23 protein-coding genes and 1 tRNA gene are annotated in these 25,883 nt (G+C 59.1%); 12 read left to right on the top strand and 12 right to left on the bottom strand.

Annotated elements, in window-relative coordinates; genetic code table 11:
• The first annotated feature begins 8 nt into the window (after nt 1–8).
• The 5 genes from rraA (at nt 9) to AC13EY_RS14500 (ending at nt 3,377) form a co-directional block, all read left to right on the top strand.
• Entirely contained in the window at nt 9–497 is a 489-nt protein-coding gene (gene rraA / locus AC13EY_RS14520; protein WP_228247520.1) for a ribonuclease E activity regulator RraA, read from the top strand.
• A gap of 109 nt (nt 498–606) precedes the next feature.
• On the top strand, nt 607–861 hold the full coding sequence (locus tag AC13EY_RS14515; RefSeq protein WP_228247521.1) for a hypothetical protein: 255 nt from the start codon (nt 607–609) through the stop codon (nt 859–861).
• A gap of 16 nt (nt 862–877) precedes the next feature.
• On the top strand, nt 878–1,699 hold the full coding sequence (locus AC13EY_RS14510; RefSeq protein WP_228247522.1) for a mechanosensitive ion channel family protein: 822 nt from the start codon (nt 878–880) through the stop codon (nt 1,697–1,699).
• Nucleotides 1,700–1,733: 34 nt separating this feature from the next.
• Complete coding sequence (gene sigX, locus AC13EY_RS14505) at nt 1,734–2,318, top strand: RNA polymerase sigma factor SigX (RefSeq protein WP_228247523.1); 585 nt, start codon at nt 1,734–1,736, stop codon at nt 2,316–2,318.
• A gap of 90 nt (nt 2,319–2,408) precedes the next feature.
• Nucleotides 2,409–3,377 (top strand): OmpA family protein, encoded by a 969-nt coding sequence (locus AC13EY_RS14500; RefSeq protein WP_088274148.1) that lies wholly within the window; start codon nt 2,409–2,411, stop codon nt 3,375–3,377.
• A gap of 59 nt (nt 3,378–3,436) precedes the next feature.
• Here AC13EY_RS14500 and AC13EY_RS14495 read toward each other — a convergent pair whose 3' ends face one another.
• The 10 genes from AC13EY_RS14495 to AC13EY_RS14450 form a co-directional block, all read right to left on the bottom strand.
• Entirely contained in the window at nt 3,437–3,898 is a 462-nt protein-coding gene (locus AC13EY_RS14495) for an acyl-CoA thioesterase (RefSeq protein ID WP_228247524.1), read from the bottom strand.
• A 145-nt stretch (nt 3,899–4,043) separates the two neighbouring features.
• Complete coding sequence (locus AC13EY_RS14490) at nt 4,044–5,642, bottom strand: isocitrate lyase (protein ID WP_228247525.1); 1,599 nt, start codon at nt 5,640–5,642, stop codon at nt 4,044–4,046.
• Nucleotides 5,643–6,059: 417 nt separating this feature from the next.
• Entirely contained in the window at nt 6,060–6,878 is an 819-nt protein-coding gene (locus tag AC13EY_RS14485) for a secretin N-terminal domain-containing protein (protein WP_228247526.1), read from the bottom strand.
• The gene (locus AC13EY_RS14480; RefSeq protein WP_228247527.1) at nt 6,875–7,873 is read right to left on the bottom strand and encodes a GNAT family N-acetyltransferase; all 999 of its coding nucleotides are present in this window, start codon (nt 7,871–7,873) and stop codon (nt 6,875–6,877) included. The genes AC13EY_RS14485 and AC13EY_RS14480 overlap by 4 nt, the downstream gene beginning before the upstream one ends.
• Nucleotides 7,866–9,038 carry a ribosomal protein uL16 3-hydroxylase gene (locus AC13EY_RS14475; RefSeq protein WP_373315103.1) on the bottom strand — a complete coding sequence of 391 codons (1,173 nt, stop codon included), beginning with the start codon at nt 9,036–9,038 and terminating at the stop codon, nt 7,866–7,868. Before AC13EY_RS14475 ends, AC13EY_RS14480 begins: the two co-directional genes overlap by 8 nt.
• Before the next feature lie 79 nt (nt 9,039–9,117).
• A complete protein-coding gene (gene purB, locus AC13EY_RS14470; protein ID WP_228247529.1) occupies nt 9,118–10,488 on the bottom strand; it encodes an adenylosuccinate lyase in 1,371 nt (456 codons plus the stop codon).
• A 37-nt stretch (nt 10,489–10,525) separates the two neighbouring features.
• Nucleotides 10,526–11,374, bottom strand: coding sequence for a DMT family transporter (locus AC13EY_RS14465; protein ID WP_482876428.1), 849 nt, complete (start codon nt 11,372–11,374; stop codon nt 10,526–10,528).
• A 34-nt stretch (nt 11,375–11,408) separates the two neighbouring features.
• A complete protein-coding gene (hflD, locus tag AC13EY_RS14460; protein ID WP_088274155.1) occupies nt 11,409–12,029 on the bottom strand; it encodes a high frequency lysogenization protein HflD in 621 nt (206 codons plus the stop codon).
• Nucleotides 12,026–13,150 (bottom strand): tRNA 2-thiouridine(34) synthase MnmA, encoded by a 1,125-nt coding sequence (gene mnmA / locus AC13EY_RS14455; RefSeq protein ID WP_228247531.1) that lies wholly within the window; start codon nt 13,148–13,150, stop codon nt 12,026–12,028. The genes hflD and mnmA overlap by 4 nt, the downstream gene beginning before the upstream one ends.
• A gap of 1 nt (nt 13,151) precedes the next feature.
• Complete coding sequence (locus tag AC13EY_RS14450; protein ID WP_228247532.1) at nt 13,152–13,586, bottom strand: NUDIX hydrolase; 435 nt, start codon at nt 13,584–13,586, stop codon at nt 13,152–13,154.
• Nucleotides 13,587–13,925: 339 nt separating this feature from the next.
• Here AC13EY_RS14450 and icd point away from each other — a divergent pair, with 339 nt between their 5' ends.
• Nucleotides 13,926–15,182 carry an NADP-dependent isocitrate dehydrogenase gene (gene icd / locus AC13EY_RS14445; RefSeq protein WP_088274158.1) on the top strand — a complete coding sequence of 419 codons (1,257 nt, stop codon included), beginning with the start codon at nt 13,926–13,928 and terminating at the stop codon, nt 15,180–15,182.
• Nucleotides 15,183–15,279: 97 nt separating this feature from the next.
• On the opposite strand, the gene cspD is transcribed toward icd, so the two are convergent.
• Entirely contained in the window at nt 15,280–15,543 is a 264-nt protein-coding gene (gene cspD / locus AC13EY_RS14440; protein WP_088274159.1) for a cold shock domain-containing protein CspD, read from the bottom strand.
• Nucleotides 15,544–15,770: 227 nt separating this feature from the next.
• Between cspD and clpS the strand changes: the two genes are divergently transcribed.
• Complete coding sequence (gene clpS, locus AC13EY_RS14435; protein WP_373315075.1) at nt 15,771–16,124, top strand: ATP-dependent Clp protease adapter ClpS; 354 nt, start codon at nt 15,771–15,773, stop codon at nt 16,122–16,124.
• A gap of 33 nt (nt 16,125–16,157) precedes the next feature.
• Nucleotides 16,158–18,425, top strand: a complete 2,268-nt coding sequence (clpA, locus tag AC13EY_RS14430) for an ATP-dependent Clp protease ATP-binding subunit ClpA (protein WP_228247534.1) — start codon at nt 16,158–16,160, stop codon at nt 18,423–18,425.
• A gap of 51 nt (nt 18,426–18,476) precedes the next feature.
• Here clpA and xthA read toward each other — a convergent pair whose 3' ends face one another.
• Nucleotides 18,477–19,289, bottom strand: coding sequence for an exodeoxyribonuclease III (gene xthA, locus AC13EY_RS14425; RefSeq protein WP_228247535.1), 813 nt, complete (start codon nt 19,287–19,289; stop codon nt 18,477–18,479).
• 148 nt (nt 19,290–19,437) lie between these two features.
• On the opposite strand from xthA, the gene AC13EY_RS14420 reads away from it, so the two are divergent.
• The 4 genes from AC13EY_RS14420 (at nt 19,438) to AC13EY_RS14405 (ending at nt 25,588) form a co-directional block, all read left to right on the top strand.
• The gene (locus AC13EY_RS14420) at nt 19,438–21,144 is read left to right on the top strand and encodes an autotransporter assembly complex protein TamA (RefSeq protein ID WP_228247536.1); all 1,707 of its coding nucleotides are present in this window, start codon (nt 19,438–19,440) and stop codon (nt 21,142–21,144) included.
• Nucleotides 21,144–24,839: a translocation/assembly module TamB domain-containing protein gene (locus AC13EY_RS14415; protein ID WP_482876396.1), complete on the top strand. Its 3,696-nt coding sequence runs from the start codon at nt 21,144–21,146 to the stop codon at nt 24,837–24,839. Before AC13EY_RS14420 ends, AC13EY_RS14415 begins: the two co-directional genes overlap by 1 nt.
• 76 nt (nt 24,840–24,915) lie before the next feature.
• Nucleotides 24,916–25,413 (top strand): thiol peroxidase, encoded by a 498-nt coding sequence (gene tpx, locus AC13EY_RS14410; protein ID WP_228247538.1) that lies wholly within the window; start codon nt 24,916–24,918, stop codon nt 25,411–25,413.
• A gap of 85 nt (nt 25,414–25,498) precedes the next feature.
• Nucleotides 25,499–25,588 (top strand) — tRNA-Ser (locus AC13EY_RS14405).
• Nucleotides 25,589–25,883: the final 295 nt, after the last annotated feature.

Raw genomic sequence — 25,883 nt, 5'->3', positions numbered from 1 at the left:
AGAATGCCATGCAGCACTATGTAACGCCGGATCTGTGTGATGCCTATCTCGATGTGGCTGTGGTCGAGCCGATGTTCAGCAATTTCGGCGGCCACGACTCCTTCGGTGGTCAGATCGTCACCGTGAAGTGTCACGAGGACAACTCGATCGTCAAGGAGCAGGTCGATCAGGACGGCACCGGCAAGGTGATGGTGGTTGATGGTGGCGGTTCCATGCGCCGCGCCCTGCTGGGTGACATGCTGGCCGAGAAAGCGGCCAAGAACGGTTGGGAAGGCATCATCGTTTACGGCTGTGTGCGTGACGTTGACGTACTGGCGCAAACGCCGCTTGGAATCCAGGCGCTGGCCAGTCACCCGATGAAGACCGACAAGCGTGGTATCGGCGATCTGAACGTCGTCGTCACCTTTGCTGGCGTGACCTTCCGCCCGGGTGAGTTCGTCTACGCCGATAACAACGGCATCATTGTCTCGCCTGTCGCGTTGACCATGCCCGAGTAACGTCGGCCCTGGCGGCAACGGGCAAGGGGGAGGGTGGCAACACCTCCCCCTTGTTGCATCTGGGGGCCGTATTTCCGTCACGGCTTCATCCCTGCAGGAGAACAGAGTCATGTCCAACGACGATTCGCTTGAAAGCCAGCTGCGCGCAATGATGCGCGACGAAAGCGCCGGCGATGCAGAACGCTCCGACGATCAGCGACTGGATCGGGTTCTGCACCGGGCGCACATTCACGGCGCGGTATTCGACCTGCTTGGACTGGTGGCCCGCTGGGGCTGGGTGCTGACCGAGGGGGGCGCGCGTGGTGTGCGTAACCTCAAGCCCAGTCGTCGCCAAGCTGACAACTCAACCCCTTCCGACCTGTAGTCAAGAGAGCTTAGCCATGGAATTCGATGTCTGGAGTCAAAGCTTCGTTGCGGCCATGACCACGCTGTGGAGCAAGGTTGCCTCGTTTATTCCCGATCTGATTGCGGCGCTGATTATCGTGCTGCTTGGCCTTGTCGTGGCCAAGGTTGTCGACGCGGTGTTGAGCAAAGGACTGGCCAAGGTCGGTCTGGATCGACTGATGAGCGGCACCGGTGTAAACAAGATGCTTGCCCGGGTTGGCATCAACAGTTCGGTGTCCGCGCTTACCGGCAAGATAGCCTATTGGTTCATTCTGCTGACCTTTGTCGTGTCGGCATCGGAGTCGCTCGGTCTTGCGCGGGTGTCTTCTACGCTGGACGCCATCACGCTTTATCTGCCCAAGGTCGTCGGCGCGGCGCTCATTCTGCTTGGTGGCCTGTTGCTCTCCCATCTGGTAAACGGCGTTGTGCGCGGCACGGCCGAAAGCATGGGCATGGAGTATGCGTCCGGGCTTGGTCGCTTTGTTCAAGGGCTGCTGGTCATCATCACAGTGTCACTGGCGATCGGTCAGTTGCAGATCGAAACCGCGCTTCTGAATCTGGTGATCGCTATCGTGCTGGTCTGTTTCGGCGGTGCCGCTGCTCTGGCACTCGGGCTGGGCAGTCGCCAGGTGGTCGCTCAGATCATTGCGGGTATCTACGTGCGTGAACTCTATCAGCCGGGTGATCGGATCAAGGTCGCTGGCGTCGAGGGTGTGGTGGAGGAAATAGGCACCGTCAAGACGCAGATTCTCAGTGACGATGGCGAGCTTGTCTCTCTGGCCAATCGCTTGCTGATTGATGAGCCGGTGCGGCGCTGAGCGCCGCTTTAGTCATACGGAAGACATTACTACCTTGGTCAGTCTCAGCCGTCCACGCCGCCACTACAATCCGGCCGACCTCGATGATGAGGAGCTGGTGCTCAGGGCAAAGAGTGAGCTTATTCACACTACGACAGCCTATGAGGAGCTGATGCGGCGCTATCAGCGAACTTTGTTTAATGTTTGTGTTCGGTATTTAGGTAACGAGCGGGACGCGGATGACGTTTGTCAGGAAGTAATGCTGAAGGTTTTGCACGGACTGAAGCAGTTTGAAGGCAAGGCCAAGTTTAAAACATGGCTATATAGCATTACTTATAACGAGTGCATAACGCAGTATCGTAAAGAGAAACGCAAGCGCCGCCTGCTTGATGCACTCAGCCTCGACCCTCAGGAAGAGGCGCAGGAACAGGAGCTGCAGCCGCAGGCTTCAAAGGGGCTGAACAGTCTTCTGGTCCACGTCAATCCCATTGACCGGGAAATTCTGGTGTTGCGCTTTGTAGCGGAGCTGGAATTTCAGGAAATTGCAGACATTATGCACATGGGATTGAGCGCGACTAAAATGCGTTATAAACGCGCGCTGGAAAAACTGCGAAACCAGATTGACAGTCCTTTTATATAGGGCTTGTATCGTTGTTAGCAGGATTCAGTTATACTGTCGCGGAGTTTTGCGCAAGCTTAACGTCTTAATGGATTTGATGGGGATTCAAAGATGAAATTGAAAAACACTGTGGGTCTCGTTGTTGGTGCTGCTATTGCTGCGTCCAGCTTTTCTGCCATGGCTGCCGGCAAAGCCGGGTCGGTCGAGGTTGAAGCCTTTGCTGACCGTTACTTCACCGACAGCATGTATGGTCTGAACGATGGCACCCTGGTGGGTGGCAGCATTGGCTATTTCGTCACCGAGAACGTACTGCTCAACGCTGGTCTGGGTAAGTACCGGAACCTGGAAGTCGATGACGTCGCCAATGAAGATGTCGACGGCAAGCTGGCTCAGATCGAAGCGGTCTACCACTTCGGTACCGGCAATGTCCTCCCCTATATCTCTGCCGGTCTGGCTCACCAGGAGCTCAAGGCTGACAGCGACAACACTGATGATCGCACTACCATGGCCATGGCCGGTGTCGGTATCAAGAACTACCTGAACGAAAACTTCTTCGTCAAGGCTGGCGTTGATGCGCTTTACGGTTTTGACCACGGCAATACCGAATGGCAGGCAGGTGTAGGCCTGGGTATCAACTTCGGTGCCAAGTCCGCACCGGTTGCCGAGCCGGCTCCGGCTCCGGCTCCGGTAGTGGCTCCGGCTCCTGCTCCGGCTCCCGAGATGCAATCCGTTCGTGTTGAGCTCGATGTGCTGTTCGACTTCGACAAGGACACCATCCGTCCGGAATACCGTCAGGATATTCAGAGCCTGGCCGAGTTCATGAAGACCTATCCGTCGGTTACTACTACCGTTGAAGGTCACACTGACTCCGTCGGTAGCGATGCCTACAACCAGAACCTGTCCGAGCGTCGCGCCAATGCGGTTCGCGAAGCACTGATCAGCGAAGGTGTTGATGGCTCTCGCGTCAGCTCTGTCGGTTACGGTGAAGCCCGTCCGATCGCAGACAACAGCACTGACGAGGGTCGCTCAATGAACCGCCGCGTTGAAGCTGAAGTTGAAGCCCAGGTTGAAGTGAAGTAATTCACTTTCCAGGGAACAAAAAACCCGGCCATCGGCCGGGTTTTTTATTGTCTGAAATATCAGGTTTCGCTGCTTTCCGCTTCGATTGAATTGACGCCGGGGAAGCGCAGACGGAAATCCTCCGGCATTGGACGAACCTTGCCGGTCGCAAAATGGAAAAACACAAAACCAGATTTTGCCAGTGCAACGAGTTCGCCGTTGCTGGCCTTGCTGATGCGAAAGATGATGTCGCCGCCGTACTTGTTCAGGTCCATCAGGCCGACTTCAAAAATCAGTGCGTCGCGGGCGAAGGCTTCACGAAGATAGGTGGTGGCAAGGTCGGTAACGATAATGCCAACGCCTTTCTCGCTCACTTCTTCGATACCGAACTGATACAGAAACCGCGCTCTGGCTTCGGAGATCATCGAGATCATCGAATCATTGGCCAGGTGGTTGGCGCCGTTGATGTCGGTGATACGAACCGTGAGTTGCGTGGTGAAGTAAAACTGGTTCTCGGGAAAGTCGAGTTGCAGACGTGCCATAACTGATAAAGCCTTGTTGCGTGAACCATAGGGCAGAAGTGGTGCGCATTCTACCTGAGAGGGTTGCTGCTTGATAGAAAAAAGGGGCTGCCCATGGCAGCCCCTTTCTCACACCGGAGTCTTGCGACTCTGAATCAGTGGCCTATCAGCCAAACTGGTTCATGGTGTTGTCTTTACCGCCGGCTTTCAGAGCAGCTTCACCAGCGAAGTACTCTTTATGGTTGTCGCCGATGTCGGAGCCAGCCATGTTCTGGTGCTTGACGCAGGCGATACCCTGACGGATTTCCTGACGCTGAACGCCCTTGACGTAAGCCAGCATGCCTTCCTTGTCGAAGTAGCCTTTTGCCAGGTTGTCGGTGGACAGCGCAGCAGTGTGGTAAGTCGGCAGGGTGATCAGGTGGTGGAAGATACCTGCTTCACGGGACGCATCGGCCTGGAAGGTACGGATCTTCTCGTCAGCCAGTTGAGCCAGTTCGGTCTCATCGTACTCAACGCTCATCAGCTTGGCGCGGTCGTATGCAGAAACGTCCTTGCCTTCTTCAACCATGGCATCGAATACCTGCTGGCGGAAGTTCAGAGTCCAGTTGAAGGACGGGCTGTTGTTGTAAACCAGCTTGGCGTTCGGTACGACTTCGCGGATACGGTTAACCATTTCGGCGATCTGACCAACGTGCGGCTTCTCGGTTTCGATCCACAGCAGGTCGGCACCGTTTTGCAGGCTGGTGATACAGTCCAGAACAACGCGGTCAACACCGGTGTCCTTGCGGAACTGGAACAGGCCGGAAGCCAGACGCTTGGGCTTGAGCAGTTTGCCATTGGACTTGATTACAACGTCGCCGTTCTGGATGTCGTCAGCGCTGGTGATGTAGTCACCGTCCAGGAAGCTGTTGTACTGGTCGCCCAGGTCGCCCGGCTCGTTGGTGACGGCGATCTGCTTGGTCAGGCCGGCGCCCAGGGAGTCGGTACGGGCAACGATGACACCGTCGTCAACGCCCAGCTCGAGGAAGGCGTAGCGAACAGCGTTGATCTTGGCGAGGAAGTCGGAGTGCGGAACGGTTACTTTGCCGTCCTGGTGACCGCACTGCTTCTCGTCGGAAACCTGGTTTTCGATCTGGATGCAGCAGGCACCAGCTTCGATCATCTTCTTGGCCAGCAGGTAGGTCGCTTCGGCGTTACCGAAACCAGCGTCGATGTCGGCGATGATCGGCACTACGTGAGTTTCGTAGTTGTCGATCTGGGACTGGATTTCAGCAGCCTTGGCCTGGTCGCCAGCTTCGCGAGCAGCGTCCAGAGCGGTGAACAGCAGGTCCAGTTCACGGGCATCAGCTTGACGCAGGAAGGTGTACAGCTCTTCGATCAGAGCGGCAACGGAAGTCTTCTCGTGCATGGACTGGTCAGGCAGCGGGCCGAACTCGGAACGCAGGGCAGCAACCATCCAGCCGGACAGGTACAGGTAGCGCTTGTTGGTGGTCTTCAGGTGCTTCTTGATGGAGATCAGCTTCTGCTGACCGATGAAGCCGTGCCAGCAACCCAGGGACTGGGTGTAGACAGAAGAGTCGGCGTCGTACTCAGCCATGTCTTTGCGCATGATGGCCGCGGTGTACTTGGCGACGTCCAGACCGGTCTTGAAACGGTTCTGCGCGCGCATGCGAGCGACGGACTCAGGGTTGATAGCGCTCCAGCCACTACCTGCTTTTTCTTTCAGCTCGGCAGCTGCTTTGATGTCGTTTTGATAAGCTGACATGGTCAATCCTTCAAAGTTTGCGTTAGGTTCAGCACGATTTGTCGACCCAATGCTCCGCTGCTGCGGTTACGCTCAAAGGACAGTATGAAAAGGAGGAGACTGGCATGGTGCCAAGAGGAGAGGAGGTGACAGTCTTGCGAGCGCTAAGCCATCGATAATGGCGTTTGCCTGCTGGCGTAAACTGTTCAGCTTTAATTGCTTCCCCGTCCCTCAGGACAACTTGGTTCCAGTCGCCACCTCGTCATTCGGCCTTGTGGGCTGTAAAGACACGCATCGAACCGTTGGTATGGGTGCGAAGCGGAGACCTTGAGGTCTCTGGCTAGCGGGAGCGACGCAATGATGGGACTTCGAACCTGATAAGTCAATGCCGTTTGTAGTGATTTTTAATCGGCACTACAAGGTTCAGGGCGTGACGCGTCAGTCAAGGCGGTCTACTTTCAGACGCAGTGTACCGCTCTCCACTCGCTGGGTGCTGATCCGGCGGCCGAGGTCACTGTCATTGCCACCGTTCGACTCGTCGATTCCGCCAATGGATACCCACTCTCCCAGCGGGGCGGTGACTACGGTATCGGCTTGCTGCACGTCTATTACGCCGCTGTGCTGCGGATTGAGCCGATTATTGTTGGCGCTGATGGTGATGGTCGCGAGGTCGCCGCTGAGGCGAACGGTGGCATAGAAGCCCTGCGTCACGTCGCGGTACTGGGTCTGTTGAACTAGCTGGCCGTAGACGTTGGTGGTCGTGGTTGTGATCGGTACGCTCTGGCCGCCCTGAATCAGAACCGGGTAGCCTTCATTGGCGGTGATCTGGCGTACACCGTCGTTAGCGCTTGTGGTGCGACGGTTGATGATACGGGCGGTATTACCGTTGCCATCCGGCTGGCCGACAATGATCCCGACCGGTCCGGTATCTGCACTGCCGTCGACGCGGTAACCGCGCTGGCTGCCACTGCTGCTGCCGCTGCTGGCAACGCTGATCAGCAGGCGGGAGGGTTGCTTGTCCAGCTGGGCGATCAGCGCTTTGATCTCGCTGATGCGATTTGGCTCGGCTCTTATCAGGAGCTGGTTGCCGTAGGCCGAAACGCGCTCATTGGATTGCAGCATCGGCTGCAGGACAGGGATGAGGTTTTCCGCAAGGTTGTATCCCAGCGGAACGATCTCGGTCGTGGGGGCCGCCTGCAGCGGGCTGGCTGCCAGACAAAGCAGGCAGAGCAAGGTTGCCAGGATGCGATGTTTCATAGCAGAAAACTCCTGATGGCCGGATCGGTCTGGCTGCTGTTCCAGCGCTCATCAAAGGTATCGCTCCAGCGCTTGACCTGATCCCGTGACGTCTGGCGGACAAAGCCCTCGCGCTGGCGTGCTACGGGCAGCATCAGAAACCCCTGTTGGTCAATCATGGCCTGCGCATAGCTTTGTCTGGGCAGGTCAGGATGCTGCTTGCGTACCTGGCAGAGGCTCGGGAAGCGACGGGCAAGGCTCAGCAGGGTATGACCGCTGAGGAAGTCGTTACTGACTTCCTGCAGCAAGACCTGAATGCGTGCCTTGGGATTGCGGGCAATCAGACGCTCGCAGGCCTGCAGTATGGCCTTGCGGTTGAACAGCCACAGCGCCTGCTCGGGAGCGAAGATGCGCACGCTCTGCAGGCAGCCGTCAAGCAGTTCGATCAGTTGCTCCTGCGCGTTCTGCTCGGTGATCGGGATCATATCCGGATCGCTGTAGTCCGGTTTCGCTGGGGGCTCTTCGTCTGGATTGTGGATGGTGAAGCGACCCGGCGATACAAACTCGATGTGGGGCAGGTGGTCGGATTTCTGTGTGTCATCGCTCCAGCGCATGTCCTGATGTTCGATGCCGGCATCAAGATAGATGTCCGAGCAGACTTCAAAGCCCAGGCGCTGATAAAAGGGAACGGCGTGGGTTTGCGCTGACAGGAGCAGCGTGTGCATGCCCTTGTCGATGGCGTGCGCCATGATGGCCCGCATCAGGCGCTCGCCGAGGCCAAGGCCCCGGTGTTGCGGCAAAATGGCGATACGGCCAATATGGCCGTCCTTCAGCAGTCTGCCGGTGCCGACCGGGTGGCCGGCACGCAGCAGCAGGAAGTGGGTTGCGCCTTCATCCTGCGCGTCCCACTCCAGGTCTTCCGGGACCTGTTGCTCATCGATGAATACCCGTTGACGAATGTCGCGCAGGGCCTTGCCTGCCTGCCAGTCAACGGTTGTCACGACGACATCACTCATCCTGCCTCTCCATTAGCAAAAAGCCTTTCTCCACCAGCTGTTCAAGCAGCTCCTGGGCGTCTTCCTCGCTGGTCCAGCCGAGCAGTAACTCGGCCGGCAGTGAACGCTGATTACAGATTAGCTGAACCAGCGGAAGCAGCGAGCTGCCAACGACGCAGTGTTCGCCGTTGGCAAACAGTCGCAGGCTGCCATCGTTGGCCTGCCAGTAAGCCAGGCGGACTGCCGGGTTGGTGCACAGGCCAATGCCGTCATTGAGCGCGTCCATCAATGGTTCCGGCTCTCCAGCATAGGCCTGGGCCAGCTCCGGATACTTTGCTTCGGTCATGTGTCGACCGAACCAAGTTGCCAGTGCCTCTTTATCTGAGACCAGTTCCAGTACGCTTTGTTGCAAGCGGTCGATCGCTGCCTGATCGATGGCGGCCGGGTCCTGGGGCTGGCTGATACCAGCATCGGTGTAGCGCTCGTCGTCACTGAGCAGGTGGGCAAGATAATCCGTGAAGTGCACCAGCACTTCCTGATGGCTCGGGGCGCGGAAGCCGACGGAGATAGTCATGCAGTCGGTTTCGGCGATGCCGTCGTGGGCAATCCCCGGGGGAATATAGAGCATGTCACCGGGTTCCAGCACCCACTCGTCCTGGCAGTCGAAGTCGGCGAGGATGCGCAGATCCGGGTGGTCGAGCAGCGGGCTGTCGACGGTGCAGTGCTGACCAACCCGCCAGCGGCGCTTGCCGTACCCTTGCAGCAGGAACACATCGTAGTTGTCGTAGTGCGGGCCCACGCCACCGCCGGGTGCGGCGTAGCTGATCATGATGTCGTCAATCCGCCAGGTCGGCAGGAAGCGGAACCGGTCGAGCAGGTCCGCGACCTCCGGAACGAACTGATCCACGGCCTGGACCAGCAGTGTCCAATCCCGTTCAGGCAGCCTGGAGTAGGTGTCATCAGGGAAGGGGCCGCGCTGCAGTTCCCACGGGTGAGCACCGTCCTTGATGATCAGCCTGGACTCAACTTCCTCTTCCAGCGACAGGCCAGCAAGTTCGTTTGGCTCAATGGGGCTTTCAAAGTTGGGGAAGGCCTGGCGGATCAGCAGCGGTTTGCGTTGCCAATACTCGGCGAGGAAGCGTTCTACGCCAATGTCACCAAACAGCGAGTCGAATTCAGTTGTCATCATTCTGGCTCCAGAATAGACAACGCCCGGTCAATCCGGGCGCTGAGGAAGGTTTGCCGGCCCCCACGGGGCTGGCAGATCAGATGCGTTTTGCTTGTGCCACGGCATTGCCGATGTAGCTGGCCGGGGTCATCGCCTTGAGCTCGACCTTGGCTTGCTCCGGAATCTCCAGGCTATCAACGAAGGCTAGCAGGGCGTCGGGGGTAATGCCTTTGCCGCGGGTCAGGTCCTTGAGTTTTTCATAGGCGTTTTCAACGCCGAAACGGCGCATGACGGTCTGAATCGGCTCGGCCAGGACTTCCCAGCAGTTGTTCAGATCCTCAGCCAGGCGGGCCTCGTTCAGCTCCAGCTTGCCGATGCCCTTGAGTGACGATTCATAGGCGATGACGCTGTGGGCAAAGCCGACGCCCAGGTTACGCAGTACGGTCGAGTCGGTCAGGTCGCGCTGCCAGCGGGAGATCGGCAGTTTGCTTGCCAGATGCTGCATGATGGCGTTGGCGATGCCCAGGTTGCCTTCGGAGTTTTCGAAGTCGATCGGGTTGACCTTGTGCGGCATGGTCGAGGAGCCGATTTCGCCGGCAACGGTCTTCTGCTTGAAGTAGCCCAGCGAGATGTAGCCCCAGATGTCGCGGTCGAAGTCGATCAGGATGGTGTTGAAGCGAGCGACCGCGTCGAACAGCTCGGCGATGTAATCGTGCGGCTCGATCTGGGTGGTATAGGGGTTGAACTGCAGGCCCAGCGTCTGCTCGATGAATTGCTTGGCGTTGGCTTCCCAGTCCAGCTCGGGGTAAGCCGACAGATGAGCGTTGTAGTTGCCGACGGCACCATTGATCTTGCCCAGCAGCGGGATGCTCTCGATTTGGGCGATCTGGCGCTCCAGACGGTAAACCACGTTGGCCAGTTCCTTGCCGAGCGTGGTCGGGGAGGCAGGCTGGCCGTGGGTGCGCGACAGCATCGGTACGGCGGCATGCTCAACGGCCAGGGCGCGAATGGCGGCGGCAATCTGGCGCATCAGCGGCAGCAGCACTTCATCGCGGCCGGCACGCAGCATCAGTGCGTGGGACAGGTTGTTGATGTCCTCAGAAGTGCAGGCGAAGTGAATGAATTCGCTGACTTTTTCCAGCTCCGGAAGCTGCTTGGCCTGCTCCTTGAGCAGGTACTCAACGGCTTTCACGTCGTGGTTGGTGGTGCGCTCAAACTCCTTGACGCGTTCGGCGTGGGCCATGTCGAAGTCTTCAGCCAGGCGATTCAGGATCGCATTGGCTTCGGCGGAGAAGGGGGCGACTTCGCTGATGCCCGGGTGAGCGGCGAGGCACTGCAGCCAGCGCACTTCGACCTGTACACGGAAGCGAATCAGACCATATTCGCTGAAAATAGAACGCAGGCTGGCGGTCTTGCTGCCATAGCGGCCATCAACCGGGGATACGGCGGTCAGGGAAGAAAGTTGCATAGTTCTCTCGTCGAGCTGCTGGCGGAAAAGGGCCAAATCATACACCAGCCGGGCGGGTTTTGCCCGACTTGGAGGGCAGATACACGCTGATCAGGCTGGCGGCGAAGATCAGGCCGGCACCGGCCCATGATGACCAGCCCGGCACCTCACCCCACAGTGCCCAGGCAAACAGACCGGAAAACACGATAGCCAGGTAGCTCAATGGCCCGATTTTGCCGGGCGGAGCGAGGGCGTAGGCCTTGGACATCACCAACTGGCTGACGGTCGCAACCAGCCCGACAGCAATCAGCAGGCCGACTTGTTTCAGCGTCAGCGGTTGCCAGGCCCAGGTCATCGGGATGGCGGACAGCAGCGCCGAAAACGTCGAAAAATAAAACACGATACGGGTCGCAGGTTCACTGTTGCTCATCGCCCTGATGGAGACGAATGCGCAGGCCGCAAGCAGGCTGGCGGCGACGCCGGCGAGGGCCTTGGGGTCAAACAGCGCGCCGCTGGGCTTGGCGACCAGGATAACGCCAACGAAGCCGATGGACACCGCCAGCAGCATGCGCCCGGTCAGGCTTTCCTTCAGCCACCACCAGGCCAGTACGGGAGTAAAGACCGGTGCTGCGTAGGTGAACACCATGGCATCGGCCAGCGGCAGATGGGCAATGGCGTAGAAGAAGCAGTACATCGCCCCCAGGCCATAGAAGGTACGCAGGAAGTGGTTACCAAGGCGGCTGGTACGAAAAGGGCCAAAGCCGCGCACCAGAATGATGGAGATGAAGAACAGTACGCCTATCAGGTTGCGGGCGAAGACGACGGTTTCGTTATTGACGCCCTCTGACACTTCGCGGATCAGCACCCCCATGCAGGCGAACAGCAGAGCCGACAGCGCCAGCAGCATGGCGCCGGCGCGGGGCTGGTCCTGGCGGACCAGTTCAACCACGCAGCACCGCGCGAGTGGCGTCCAGCAGCTTCTTGCGTTGAAACAGCAACTGCCAGCGATGGCCGCCAACCTGGCGCCAGAGCGTCGCAGAGCGAATGCCGGCCAGCAGCAGCGTGCGCACCCGGTTGGCGACCTCCGGCTGCTGCAAAAAACGCATGTCACCATGGACCTGAATGCGCAGGCGCAGCGTGCTGATGGTGTCCTGGTAGGTGCTTCCGAGCGACGCCATGACGTTGTCGTGCAGCAGGCCAAAGTGCTCGACCTGGTTTTCGGCCTGGGCAATACGCTGGCCGAGTACCTGCAACATGTCCTCGCGCTTGGCCAGCTGACGCTCAAGGGAGAGCAGGTTCATGACGTAGCGCAGGGCATCGCGCTGGAGGGCTCCGGTATCGCGCTCGAGCATGGCCTCCAGTGCTTGCAGGCCGCTGCGAATCTGGTGCGGGCTGCCGCCGTAGACATCAATGACGTTATCCGGTGAGCGCTTGAGGATGCTGGCTACCAGGCAGGAGCCCGGGCCCTCAGCCAGCTTTCCGCTGCGCGCCAGGCGGTCGACCTGAATGCCGGCCTCAAAGGTGGCGCCTAACGCAATGACCTGATCGGTGGCGCGGCTCACGGTGCTTCTCCGTTGGCAATGGCGGTCTCGATCACGCCACCACCCAGGCAGATGTCGCCGCTGTACAAGACCAGCGACTGGCCGGGCGTTACCGCGCGTTGTGGTTCGTCAAAGCGAACCAGATAGCCGTCTTGGGTCTTCTCCAGCGTGCAGGCCTGGTCGGCCTGCCGGTAGCGGACCTTGGCAGTCAGGCGCAGAGGTTCGGTGATCTCGATCGGGTTTACCCAGTAGATTGAGGAGCAGGTGAGGGCGTCGGAGAACAGCCATGGGTGGTTGTTGCCCTGGCCGACAATCAGCACGTTGTTGGTCAGATCCTTGCGCAGCACGTACCAGGGTTCATCACTGGCACCCTGAAGGCCGCCAATGCCCAGTCCCTGACGCTGGCCGATGGTGTGGTACATCAACCCGTGATGCCGACCGATCACAGTGCCGTCGGTGGTTTCGATATCGCCCGGCTGCGCTGGCAGATATTGCTTGAGGAAGTCGCTGAAGCGGCGCTCGCCGATAAAGCAGATGCCCGTCGAGTCTTTCTTGCGGGCGGTGGCCAGCTCGTAGCGTTCGGCGATGCGACGCACTTCGGGCTTTTCCAGTTCGCCAACCGGGAACAGGGTGCGGGCAATCTGCTCGGCACCGACGGCATGCAGGAAGTAGCTCTGGTCCTTGTTGTTGTCGATCCCGCGCAGCAGAACGGTCTGACCATCGCGCTCTGCACGGCGCACGTAATGACCGGTTGCGATCAGGTCGGCGCCCAGCGACAGGGCATAGTCCAGAAACGCCTTGAACTTGATCTCGCGGTTGCAGAGGATGTCCGGGTTGGGAGTGCGGCCGGCCTTGTATTCTTCCAGGAAGTGCTCGAAGACGTTATCCCAGTACTCTGCGGCAAAGTTGGCGGTATGCAGCTTGATGCCCAGTTTGTCGCTTACAGCCTGGGCGTCTGCCAGGTCTTCCATCGCAGTGCAGTACTCGGTGCCGTCGTCTTCGTCCCAGTTTTTCATGAACAGGCCTTCGACCTGATAGCCCTGTTCCAGCAGCAGTGCGGCTGAAACGGACGAGTCGACACCGCCGGACATGCCGACGATGACGCGAGTTTCGGAGTTGGGCGTGCTTGGCTGGGTAGACATGTCAGCGAATCAAATCCAGTGAATAGTGCGGTTTATTCAGATAATCCTGCACGCAGCCCAGAACCAGATGGCTGCGCAGATGTTCAGTATTGTCGACAAGTTCGTCGAGCGACATCCAGCGCGCGCGAATAATACCTTCGTCCAGCGTTCGTCCGGCGTCATGACTGATAGGCTTGGCACTGAAACAAACGCGCTGATAGGTCTCGCCGCTGGCCGCCTGGAACAGATAGATGCCGACGACAGTGGTAAGCTCGACGTGCCAGCCCGTTTCTTCCAGGGTTTCCCTCAGGGCGGCCTGGAGCAGGGTTTCGTCGGCCTCAAGGTGGCCAGCGGGTTGATTCAGGACAATACGCCCATCGCGCTTTTCCTCGACCATCAAAAAACGCGACTGATGTTCGATAATGGTGGCGACGGTGACGTGGGGTAGAAATCGCATCGCGGCTCCTTGGCAGGTGCGATAGGGTAGCGCAAACCACCGATTCGGTGAACCTCCGCTGCCGGCTTTGGTAAAGCGGAGGAAAACGGCTAGGATTCTGAGTGGTCGTGTTTTGTAGTGTGGTTGTAGTGTTACTACATATTGTCGACTGATCATCCCTCATTGATAGCTCAAATGGCGGTGGAGGGCGGCAGGTGACGAGATTGTAGACAAAAGTGCGTGACATTCTGTAGGAAAACTACAACAATAGCGCGGCTGAAAATCCGTATTCATGGGATGTTGGGGGTTACCCGCCTGCCGGCATCGCCTGTGGCAACGACAACATAAACGGAGTCAAAGATGGGATACCAAAAGATCAAGGTGCCGGCCAGCGGCGACAAAATTACCGTTAACGCCGACCTTTCCCTGAACGTACCCGACAACCCGATCATCCCCTTCATCGAGGGTGACGGCATCGGTTTCGATATTTCCCCTGTCATGATCAAGGTCGTCGACGCTGCTGTTGAAAAAGCGTACGCCGGCAAGCGCAAGATTTCCTGGATGGAAGTCTATGCGGGCGAGAAAGCCACTCAAGTCTATGATCAGGACACCTGGCTGCCGGCTGAAACGCTGGACGCCATCAAAGAGTATGTTGTTTCCATCAAAGGCCCGCTGACTACTCCGGTAGGCGGTGGTATCCGCTCCCTGAACGTTGCCCTGCGTCAGGAACTCGACCTCTATGTCTGCCAGCGTCCTGTTCGCTGGTTCGAAGGTGTGCCGAGTCCGGTCAAGAAGCCGGGTGATGTTGACATGGTCATCTTCCGCGAGAACTCCGAAGACATCTACGCCGGTGTCGAGTGGAAAGCCGGCAGCCCGGAAGCTGAAAAGATCATCAAGTTCCTGACCGAAGAAATGGGCGTCAAGAAGATCCGCTTCACCGACATGTGCGGTATCGGTATCAAGCCGGTTTCCGAGGCAGGCACCAAGCGTCTGGTTCGCCAGGCTCTGCAATACACCGTCGACAACGACCGTGACTCCCTGACCCTGGTTCACAAGGGCAACATCATGAAGTTCACCGAAGGTGCCTTCAAGGACTGGGGTTACGAAGTTGCTCGCGATGAATTCGGTGCCGAGCTGCTGGACGGCGGTCCGTGGATGCAGTTCAAGAACCCGAACACCGGTAAGAACATCGTAGTCAAGGACGTCATCGCTGACGCCATGCTGCAGCAGATCCTGCTGCGTCCGGCCGAGTACGACGTTATCGCTACCCTGAACCTGAACGGTGACTACCTGTCCGACGCGCTGGCCGCTGAAGTGGGCGGTATCGGTATTGCTCCGGGTGCCAACCTGTCCGACTCCGTTGCCATGTTCGAAGCGACCCACGGCACTGCGCCGAAGTACGCTGGTCAGGACAAGGTCAACCCGGGTTCGGTGATCCTGTCTGCTGAAATGATGCTCCGCCACATGGGCTGGGTTGAAGCGGCCGACCTGATCATCAAGGGCGTTAACGGTGCCATCGCCAACAAGACAGTGACTTACGATTTCGAGCGTCTGATGGACGGTGCAAAGCTGCGCAAGTGCTCCGAGTTTGGTGACGACGTCATCGGCGCCATGTAAGCGCAAAGATGCGGGTCGTGTTGAGCGATCCGCATTGGCTGAAAACAACAAAGCCGGCGAAAGCCGGCTTTGTTGTTTGCGTGATCTGAATGGTCACTCAGTCATGCATGAGGCTCGTTGCGCCTTCATTTTCCACCTGTTTCTTGCTAGGTTGCTCAACGGTGGACTGGATGTTGATGGCGTGCAAGCCCTTGGGGCCCTGGATAATGTCAAACTGAACCGGCTGACCGGCCTTGAGCGTTTTGTAGCCGTCCATGTGGATGGCGGAATAGTGCGCAAAGAGGTCTTCGTCCCGCCCGTTCGCTACGATAAATCCGTAGCCCTTGGCATTGTTGAACCATTTGACCTTACCGTTCTCCATACTACGTCCCTCTGATAGCTTGTCACATCATGTGAGTGGTGTGGTTCTTGCTGACCAACTGGGTGTTCGGGATGTAAATGGTGACTGGTCAGTCAAGCACTATTACACTTTTAACATCGAATCGGGGCAAGTCAAGCAGCCCCCAAAGTAAGCTGTGTACCAGTACGCAGTTTTGCGATGAGCGGCATCTTTTCTGGCTTCCAGCGGTGATACGGCAAATGTTTTCAATGACAGATTTTCAACTAACCTTAAATCACGGGTCGGGTGAGCCCGAACATGAGGATGATCACGGCCTGGCGGTCGAGACCAGCAAGCCTCAGCTCAAGCCCCCGTCCCGCTATAAGGTCATCATGCTGAACGATGACTACACACCGATGGATTTTGTTGTGGAGGTTTTGGAGCGTTTCTTTGCCCATAACCGGGAAAGTGCCACACAGATCATGCTCAAGGTGCATACTGAAGGGAGAGCGGTCTGCGGCATCTATACCCGGGATATAGCCGAAACCAAGGCCGCGGACGTCAACGACTACGCGAGGGAATGCCAGCACCCGTTGATGTGTCAGATTGAACGGGAAGCGTAACAAGGCGAATAGCATCGCATACGAGGTGGCAACATGCTCAATAGAGATCTCGAGATCACCCTGAACCTGGCGTTCAAGGATGCGCGCAACAAGCGGCATGAATTCATGACCGTTGAACACCTGTTGCTGGCGCTGCTGGACAACCAGGCCGCGATCGAAGTGCTCAACGCCTGTGGTGCGGATCTGGAACGCCTGCGGCGAGAGCTAACCGAATTTATTGACTCCACCACGCCGCTGATCCCGAAGCAGGATCAGGAGCGTGAGACCCAGCCAACGCTGGGCTTTCAGCGCGTGCTGCAGCGCGCGGTATTCCACGTACAGAGCTCCGGCAAGGGCGAGGTGAGCGGAGCAAATGTTCTGGTCGCGATTTTCAGCGAGCAGGAAAGTCAGGCTGTGTTTTTCCTCAAGCAGCAGCAGATTGCGCGTATCGACATCGTCAACTTCATCTCGCACGGCATTTCCAAGGTTCAGAGTGATGCCGAGCAGCTCGGTGACGAGCAGGAGTCCATGGATGAAGAAACTGCAGAGGGCGCTACCGCCAGCAATCCGCTGGAGGCCTACGCCAGCAATCTGAATGAGATGGCGCGCAAGGGCCGGATCGATCCGCTGGTTGGGCGTGCCTCGGAAGTCGAGCGCGTTGCGCAGATTCTCATGCGTCGCCGCAAGAATAACCCGCTGCTGGTTGGTGAGGCAGGTGTTGGCAAAACGGCGATCGCTGAAGGGCTGGCCAAGCGTATCGTTGACGGCGAAGTGCCGGATACGCTTTCCGAAGCAGTGGTCTACTCGCTGGACCTGGGGGCGCTGTTGGCCGGTACCAAATATCGCGGTGACTTTGAGAAGCGTTTTAAGGCGCTGCTCAAAGCGCTGAAAAAACGCCCGCATGCGATTTTGTTTATCGATGAAATCCACACCATCATCGGTGCTGGCGCCGCTTCAGGTGGCGTGATGGATGCCTCAAACCTGCTCAAGCCGCTGCTGTCGTCCGGTGAGATTCGCTGCATCGGGTCGACCACGTTCCAGGAATTTCGCGGCATTTTCGAGAAGGATCGTGCGCTGGCGCGCCGCTTCCAGAAAGTTGACGTGGTCGAGCCGTCGGTCACTGACACCATTCAGATCCTCAAGGGGCTCAAGAGCCGCTTCGAGGAGCACCACGGTATTCGCTATACCGATGAGGCGTTGAAAGCGGCGGCTGAATTGGCCAGTCGTTATATCAATGACCGCCATATGCCGGATAAGGCGATTGACGTGATCGACGAGGCTGGCGCCTATCAGCGCCTGCAGCTGCCGGAAAACCGCCCGGAGTTCATTGACGTTGCCGAAGTCGAGGCGATTGTTGCCAAGATCGCGCGGATTCCGCCCAAGCACGTGTCCTCCAATGACAAGGAGCTGCTGAAGAATCTGGAGCGCGACCTCAAGCTGGTGGTTTTCGGTCAGGACAGCGCTATCGATGCTCTGGCGACCGCGATCAAGCTATCGCGGGCAGGGCTGAAGTCGGCGGATAAACCGATTGGTTCCTTCCTGTTTGCCGGTCCAACCGGGGTGGGCAAGACCGAGGTGACCCGTCAGTTGGCCAAGAGCCTTGGAGTAGAACTGCTGCGCTTTGACATGTCAGAGTACATGGAGCGGCATACCGTCTCCCGTCTGATCGGTGCGCCGCCGGGCTACGTCGGTTTCGATCAGGGCGGTCTGCTGACCGAAGCGGTTACCAAGAGCCCGCATTGCGTATTGCTGCTTGATGAAATCGAGAAGGCGCATCCTGAAGTCTTCAACCTGCTTTTGCAGGTGATGGACCACGGCACCTTGACCGACAACAACGGGCGCAAGGCGGATTTCCGCAATGTGATCATCGTGATGACCACCAACGCCGGTGCCGAAACCATGTCGCGCGCCTCGATCGGCTTTACCAAGCAGGATCACAGCACCGATGGCATGGAGATCATCAAGAAAGCCTTTACACCGGAGTTTCGTAACCGTCTGGATGCCATCATCCAGTTTGGCCGCCTGACCCACGAAAGTATCAAGTTCGTGGTCGACAAGTTCCTCACCGAACTGCAGGCCCAGCTGGAAGACAAGCACGTACTGCTGGATGTGGACGAAGATGCCCGCAACTGGCTGGCCGAGCATGGCTATGACCCGCTGATGGGCGCGCGGCCGATGGCACGTTTGATTCAGGACAAGATCAAGCGTCCGCTGGCCGAGCAGATTCTGTTTGGCGAACTGGCCGAGCAGGGCGGTACAGTGCATGTCACGCTGCGCGACGGCGAGCTGGAAATCGAGGTGCCGGAGGCGGAAGTCGCCTGAAGGCATCCGCTATGAAAAAGACCGGCATGTGCCGGTCTTTTTTTGTCTCGATCAGACGCTGAAGCGGGCCCAGATTGGTGCGTGGTCGGAGGGTTTTTCCATGCCGCGTATGTCGTAGTCGATGTCGCTTTCCACGCAGTGCTCGGCCAGCGCCCGGCTTGCCAGCACCATATCAATGCGCAAGCCGCGCTTGGGCGTGTCTTCAAAGCCGCGGCTGCGATAGTCGAACCAGCTGTAGCGATCCGACTCGGGATTCAGGTGGCGGAAGGTGTCGATCAGCCCCCAGCCCTTGAGGCGCGCCATCCAGTCGCGCTCTTCCGGCAGGAAGCTGCATTTGCCGGTACGCAGCCAACGCTTGGCGTTGTCCGGGCCAATGCCGATATCGGCGTCGGTATCGGAAATGTTCATGTCGCCGATGATGGCAATGCGTTGATCCGGCGTGAACTCGCCCTCCAGGTGGCTCTGCAGATCGGCGTAGAACTTCTCCTTGGCCGGAAACTTGACTGGATGATCGCGGCTTTCCCCTTGCGGGAAGTAGCCATTGAGCACAATCAGTGGCTCGCCATCGGCGCAGGGGATGGCGGCGCTGATCATCCGGCGCTGGGCATCATCTTGATCAGTTGGAAACCCCTTGCGCACCCACAGCGGTTTCTGGCGGGTCAGCAGGGCAACACCGTAGTGACCCTTCTGGCCGTGAAAGGCAACGTGGTAACCCAGCGCTTCGACATCGGCCAGCGGAAACTGCGGATCGTCAACCTTGGTTTCCTGCAGCCCGATGACATCCGGGTTGTGGCGGCTCACCAGTTCCTGCAATTGGTGCGGTCGAGCCCGCAGGCCATTGATGTTGAACGAGACGATCTTCATGGGCGTGTCCTGGCAAGTCGGTAATCGGCTGCTCGGTTTCAGAGCAGTCAGTGGCCGCTAGGGTAGCCTAAACAGAGCGGATTTGGGACCCGCCAATAGGCCTGGCATGTTAGCATTCGGGTTGCGAAAACCTGCCGGGATAGAGCTCATGCGTCGCGCCTTTTCACTGTTGCCTCTTGTCTTTACCGTGTCTGCAGCGCAGGCCGGGGTCAAGGTCACAGTCGAGCCTGCAAAAAGGGCCTTGCGTGAAAATATCGAAGCCTATATCGGTCAGGTTGAAGCCGGCAGCCATGCCGAGATGGCGCGCCAGTTACGTTATCTCGATCAGCAGGCAACACTCGCAGCCCAGGCGCTGGGCTACTATCAGACCCGCAACGAGTTGACTATCAGCGGCCCCGAAGACGACCCCGTGCTGAATGTGCGCGTCGAATCGGGTGAGCCGGTGCGGCTGGACCGGGTGAATGTTCAGGTGCTCGGCGCTGGTGCTTCAACGCCGGCCTTTGCGCTGGGTGTCAGTGATCTGCTGCGCGAAGGGCAGGTGCTCAATCATGGGCAATACGAAACACTCAAGACACGCATAAGCAATCGTGCACTGCGCTACGGTTACTTCAAGGGGCAGTACCTCAAGCGCGAGCTTCGCGTCGACCCAGATCAGGGCAAGGCAGACGTCGATATCCGTTACGACACTGGCCCGCGTTACCGCTTCGGGCCTGTTCATTTTTCCGAAACCCAGTTCAGTGATAACCTGCTGGCGCGCATGGTGCCCTTCGAGGCCGGCGCACCTTATGACGCGGATCTGGTCGGCAAGCTGAATCAGGATTTGCTCTCCAGCGGTTACTTCAGGGGCGTGCTGGTGACCGCCCCGGCCGACCAGGCGGTTGGCGAGCAGGTACCGGTCGAGGTGGAAATCACCGAGCGTGATCCCAACTCGCTCGGCTTTGGTGGCGGTTATTCCACGGATGTCGGCGCCCGGGCGCGGATGACCTGGGACCAGCACTGGATCAACCCGCGGGGCCACAGTCGCGGGGCCAGCATGGAGCTGTCGCTGCCGCGTCAGGAGCTCAGTGCCTTCTACCAGGTGCCGCTGGATGACCCGATCACCCACCAGTTGCGCTATTTCGTCGGCTGGCAGAAGGAAGATATTGACGACGTTCAGACCCACAGCTTTGCGCTCGGTGCCGAGGTCAACAAGCGTCTTGAAAGCGGCTGGCAGCGCAGTGTCGGCCTGCGCTTGCAGCAGGAGGTCTTCTCGCTAGGTGATGACAGCGGAACCGCCACCATGCTGATTCCCAGTCTGGTGCTGCAGCGCACGCACTCCACCGGCGGGATGGACCCGCAGAGCGGCTACAGCATGTTACTGGATGTTCAGGGGGCCAAGGAGGGGGTGCTGTCGACCGTGGACTTCGCCCGTGTCATGGGCCAGCTCAAGGGGCTCCATACGGCATTTGAGCGGCATCGCTTTCTGGGCCGGATCGCGCTTGGGGCTGTTGCTACCAACGACTTTGCCAGTATCCCGCCGTCACTGCGATTTTTTGCCGGCGGTGACCAGAGCATTCGCGGCTATGACTACCAGAGCCTGTCGCCGGTCGACAGCACCGGTGAAACCATTGGTGCGCGCTATCTGATGGCTTCCAGCGCCGAGTACCAGTATGAGTTCATCCACAATTGGCGCGCGGCAACCTTTGTCGACCACGGCAACGCGGTCGATTCGCTGACAGATCCGCTGAAAACCAGCGTGGGTGTCGGCATCCGCTGGGCGTCGCCCATCGGTCCCATCCGCTTCGATCTGGCACGCTCACTGTCGGACCCGGACGTGGGTTTCAAGATTCACTTTTCGATGGGGCCTGAGTTGTGATGCGCTTTCTGCTTAAGGCCTTGCTGCGTGGGCTGGTTATCCTGCTGGCGCTGCCGTTGCTGCTGGGCCTGCTGCTGGCCAGTGACTCGGTGAACCGCTGGCTGTTCGAGCAGGCAGACAACCAGCTGCCGCAGCTGTCACTGGCCTTCGAGCAGGGCAACCTCTGGCGTGGCTGGTCGTTCGGCAGCGTGCGCTGGCAGGACGATAGCCTCGACATCGGCATTGATCGGCTGGCAATGCAATGGAGCCCCTCCTGCCTGTTCGGTGCGACGCTGTGTATTGATAGTCTGTCAGCAGACAAGGTCAGCATCATAACCCGTGCCAGTGAAGCGACCGAGGGGGCGTCCGTTCTGACCTTGCCCGAGGTGCAGCTGCCTGTCGCGCTGGAGGTCGGTCGGCTCCATCTGGGCACCCTGTCGCTGGATGGCGAGACGGCCTTGTTGCGGGATCTCGACCTGGTTGCCTTTGCACGCGATGACAAATTGGTCGTTCAGACGTTCAGCGGTCAAGGGCCGGATCTGCGCTGGCGACTGGACGGGTATGTGCGGATGCAGGATGACTGGCCGCTTGAGCTGAATGCGGAGCTGACGCTGCCTGCGGTCGATGAGCGTGACTGGCGTATGCGGCTCATGGCGGGCGGCGATCTGCGTGAGTTGCAGTTGCAGGCCGATAGCCGTGGCTATCTCGCGGGTCAGTTGAATCTCGAGGCAAACCTGTTTGAGGCAGGTTATCCGGTCCGCTTGCACTGGCGTGGCGAGGACTTCCTGCCGCTGCGCAGCTTTCCGGAGACGCTGACGCTTCAGGGGCTCACGCTTGAGCTGGAGGGCAACCTGGAAAACGGTTATGCGCTGCAGGCCGATGCCCGCTTGCCCGCCGCGACCGGCGAGATTGACCTGACGCTGAGCGCACTGGCGACAACCGTCGGTATTGATCAACTGGCACTGGTGCTGGCGGTTGCCGACGAGCCGGCCCGTCAAGTCTCCCTCAGCGGCACAGCGAACTGGCGCGGCGAACTTGAGGCAGACGTCAAGCTGGCGCTGGACCGGTTTCCCTGGCAATCGCTTTACCCGGTCGACACCGGCGAGGTGGTACTTCAGCAGTTGGCTGCTGCCGCCAGTCTGCGCTCGGGGAAAATTGATGCCCGGCTGGACGGCGAGCTGACCGGAGTCGCCGGGCAGCAGGTCATGGTTGGTGCGCAGGTCAGCGGGGATCAGCAGGCTCTGCAGATCAGTCCGCTCAGTCTGTCGACGGCAGCGGGCAACGCTACCGGCAGTCTGCAGCTGGGGTTGCAGCCAGTGCTCAGGTGGGACGGTCGGTTCGAGCTGGATGGTATCGACCCGGGTATCTTTGTTGCTGCCTTGCCAGGGCGCTTGAACGGCCAACTGAATAGCACTGGCACCCTTGAGAACCAGCAACTGCAACTGGCGTCAGACTGGCGCGTGCAGGGCGAGGTGCGAAATGAGCCGCTGCAATTTGCCGGCGCCCTGAACAAGCGTGCGGAGGTGTGGTCGATCTCCGGGCTGCGTCTGTCGCAGGGCAGCAACCGGATAGCCGGCCAGGGACAGTGGGGCCCTGAGGTCAATGGCCAGCTGAGTCTGCAGCTCAACGAGATGAAAACACTTTGGCCCGGTCTGAGAGGCATTGCCAAGGGCGAGTTGCAGCTTGCCGGCAGTCGTGATGCTCCGCAGATCACGGTAGCCGTCAATGGCGAGCAGCTGGGCTATGTCGACCTTCGCATCGACAGGCTTGCCGTACAGGCTGACACTACCTTGAGCGAGCGTCTGCCGCTGTCCCTGAGCCTGTCGGCGGATCAACTGCGCAGCGCGGATACTGCGCTCGGTAATCTGCAACTGACCGCGAGTGGCGAGCGGGTTGGGCATGAGTTGCAGCTGCGCCTTCTGGGCGGCGTCGCCGAGGCTGAACTGTCAGTGTCGGGCAGCCTGTCGGATGTCGCCTGGCGGGGGGAGTTGAGTCGGGGTGTGCTGCGTTTCGAGCATCTTGAGCTGTTGCAGGCAACACCAGCAGCGCTTCGCTACCAACTGGCCGCAGGGCGGCTTCAGCTGGCCGGGCACTGCTGGCGTCAGTCCGATGCAGAGCTCTGTTTCAGAGGCGAGCAGACGCTGATGCCGGATCGCCAGCTGGACGTTGAGTTGAGCGCGTTCAATCTGGCGGATCTTGCCGCCTGGCTGCCGGAGGACTTTGACTGGGAGGGCCTGCTTGACGGCCAGCTTACGCTGCAGCAGAACGCGGGCAGAGCGCCCGTGGCGGATATTCGGTTGGGTTCGGACGACGGCGTTATTACCGTTGATGATGGCCGTGAGACCCTGGCCTTTCCTTACCAGCGTCTGCAGCTGACCAGCGAACTGCAAGCAAAAACCGCCACCGCACAATTCGAATTGCGCAGCGATGTGATCGGCCGGCTGGCGATCGACGCTGACGTGCGCGACCCTGCGGGCAACCAGCAGTTGAGCGGTCGCTATCAGCTAGAAGGTCTGAAGCTCGACTTTCTGCGCCCCTTCCTGCCGAATGTCGAGCAATTGCGGGCGACCCTCAATGGTGACGGCCAACTGTCCGGCGTGTTGCGCGCTCCGGTGGCGACCGGTCTTTTGACACTGCGCGATGGGCTGGTAAGCGGGCCGAACCTGCCCATCAGTCTGGAGCAGCTTGAGGCCGACATAGCCATTGATGGGCAACGGCTGAATATCGACGGGCGCTGGCGCAGCGGTGAGAAGGGCGAAGGGGCACTGCAAGGGACCGTCGGCTGGGCACCGCTGGACGTTGCCCTGCAGTTGAACGGGCACGATCTGCCGGTCACCGTTGAGCCCTATGCCCGCGTGCTGGTGGCTCCTGCGCTCGATATCAGCCTGAGTGGCGGTAATCTGCATGTTGGCGGTGAGCTGGCGGTTCCGGAGGGGGATATTGTGGTGCGCGAGTTGCCAGCCAGCGCGGTGCGGGTTTCACCTGATACGGTTATTGTTGGCCAGCAAGCACCCGCCGTCACCGAGGAGCTGGGTATTACCGCAAGGGTCAGGTTGGTCATTGGTGATCAGCTCAGGCTCAATGCCTTCGGCCTCAAGGGTCGTCTGAAAGGTCAGCTGGAATTACAGGAAAACCTGAATGCCAATGGTGATCTGCAGATACTGGATGGCGAGTTCCGTCGCCTGGGTCAGGACCTCAGGCTGCGTCGCGCACTGTTGTTGTTCTCCGGGCCACTCAGTCAGCCCTATCTGAATATCGAAGCGATTCGCCGGGTGGACGACGTCATCGCCGGCCTGCGCGTGACTGGTAACGCCCGGGCGCCCACCACTCGGGTATTCTCGGAGCCCGGCATGTCTCAGCAGGAAGCCATGGCGTATCTGATGCTGGGGCGTCCATTGGGGCAGGAAGGGGACAGCAACATGCTGGGGCAGGCAGCTCTGGGTCTTGGGCTTGCAGGCGCGGCGCCGATCACCCGGCATATCGGTGACGCTCTGGGGCTGGAGGATTTTGTTGTCGAGTCCGAAGGGCAGGGCGTTGATACCCAGGTCGTTGCCAGCGGCAGTCTCACCGACAAGCTCAGTGTGCGCTATGGTGTGGGCGTGTTTGAGCCGTCCAACAATCTGGCGCTGCGCTATGAGCTGTCACGACGGTTATACCTTGAAGCGGTCAGCGGCTTTGCCAGCTCGCTGGATTTCTTCTATCGTATCGACTTCTGATTTCCGGGCGGGTGGCGTTCAGCGGCCCGCTCATTTGAACACCCATGCTGTGCCACGGCACATTGAAGGAGTCATTATGTCCAGCGTTACTCTGCGCGGTAATCCCATCTCCATCGGCGGCACCTTCCCGGTCAAGGGCGACAAGGCTCCGGCCTTCACGCTGGTTGCCAAGGACCTGTCCGACGTCAGCCTGTCCAGCCTGACCGGCAAGCGCAAGATCCTCAACATCTTCCCCAGCGTCGACACCCCGGTTTGCGCCACCTCCATCCGCACCTTCAATGCCAAGGCCAGCAGCCTGGAAAACACCGTTGTGCTGTGCATCTCCGCTGATCTGCCGTTTGCGCAGGCGCGTTTCTGCGGCGCCGAAGGTCTGGACAACGTCATCAGCCTGTCCACCCTGCGTGGTCGCGAGTTTGTCCGCAACTACGGCGTCGACATCGAAAATGGCCCGCTGGCCGGCCTGACCGCGCGCGCTGTTGTGGTTCTGGATGAAGACGACAACGTACTGCACAGCGAGCTGGTCAGCGAAATTGGCCAGGAGCCAGACTACGAAGCCGCACTGGCAGCGCTGTAAGCGCCGGGCGGGCAATGGAATTATCTGAACTCTGTGCGTCTACCCCATTGACTCAGCAGGGATTTCCAGTAACATTGCCGGCCGTGGAGGGATGGCAGAGCGGTTGAATGCACCGGTCTTGAAAACCGGCGAAGGTGAAAGCCTTCCCAGGGTTCGAATCCCTGTCCCTCCGCCACTATTCGACCTCAAAGCCCCGTTCTACGGGGCTTTGTCGTTTTCAGGGTCTTCTGGCCCATACTCTGGCTGCTCCTGCTCCTGCTCCTGCTCCTGCTCCTCAGGCTGAGGCAAGTCATCGAGTGGCTCGGATGGGTCGAAAGTCGCGGGCGCAATGTAGTGGTCTACTAATCCCGGACACCAAGTTAGGCGGTAGAATCGCCATCAGCGAGGTGTTCAATGAGCAAACAACGTCGATCCTTTTCGGTCGAGTTCAAACATGATGCAGCGGCCTTGGTCGTCGACCAAGGCTATAG

Source organism: Halopseudomonas sp. L-58 (genome assembly GCF_056859475.1).
The sequence above is the reverse complement of the archived record's forward strand: the minus strand, read 5'-3'. Positions and strand labels throughout refer to the sequence as shown.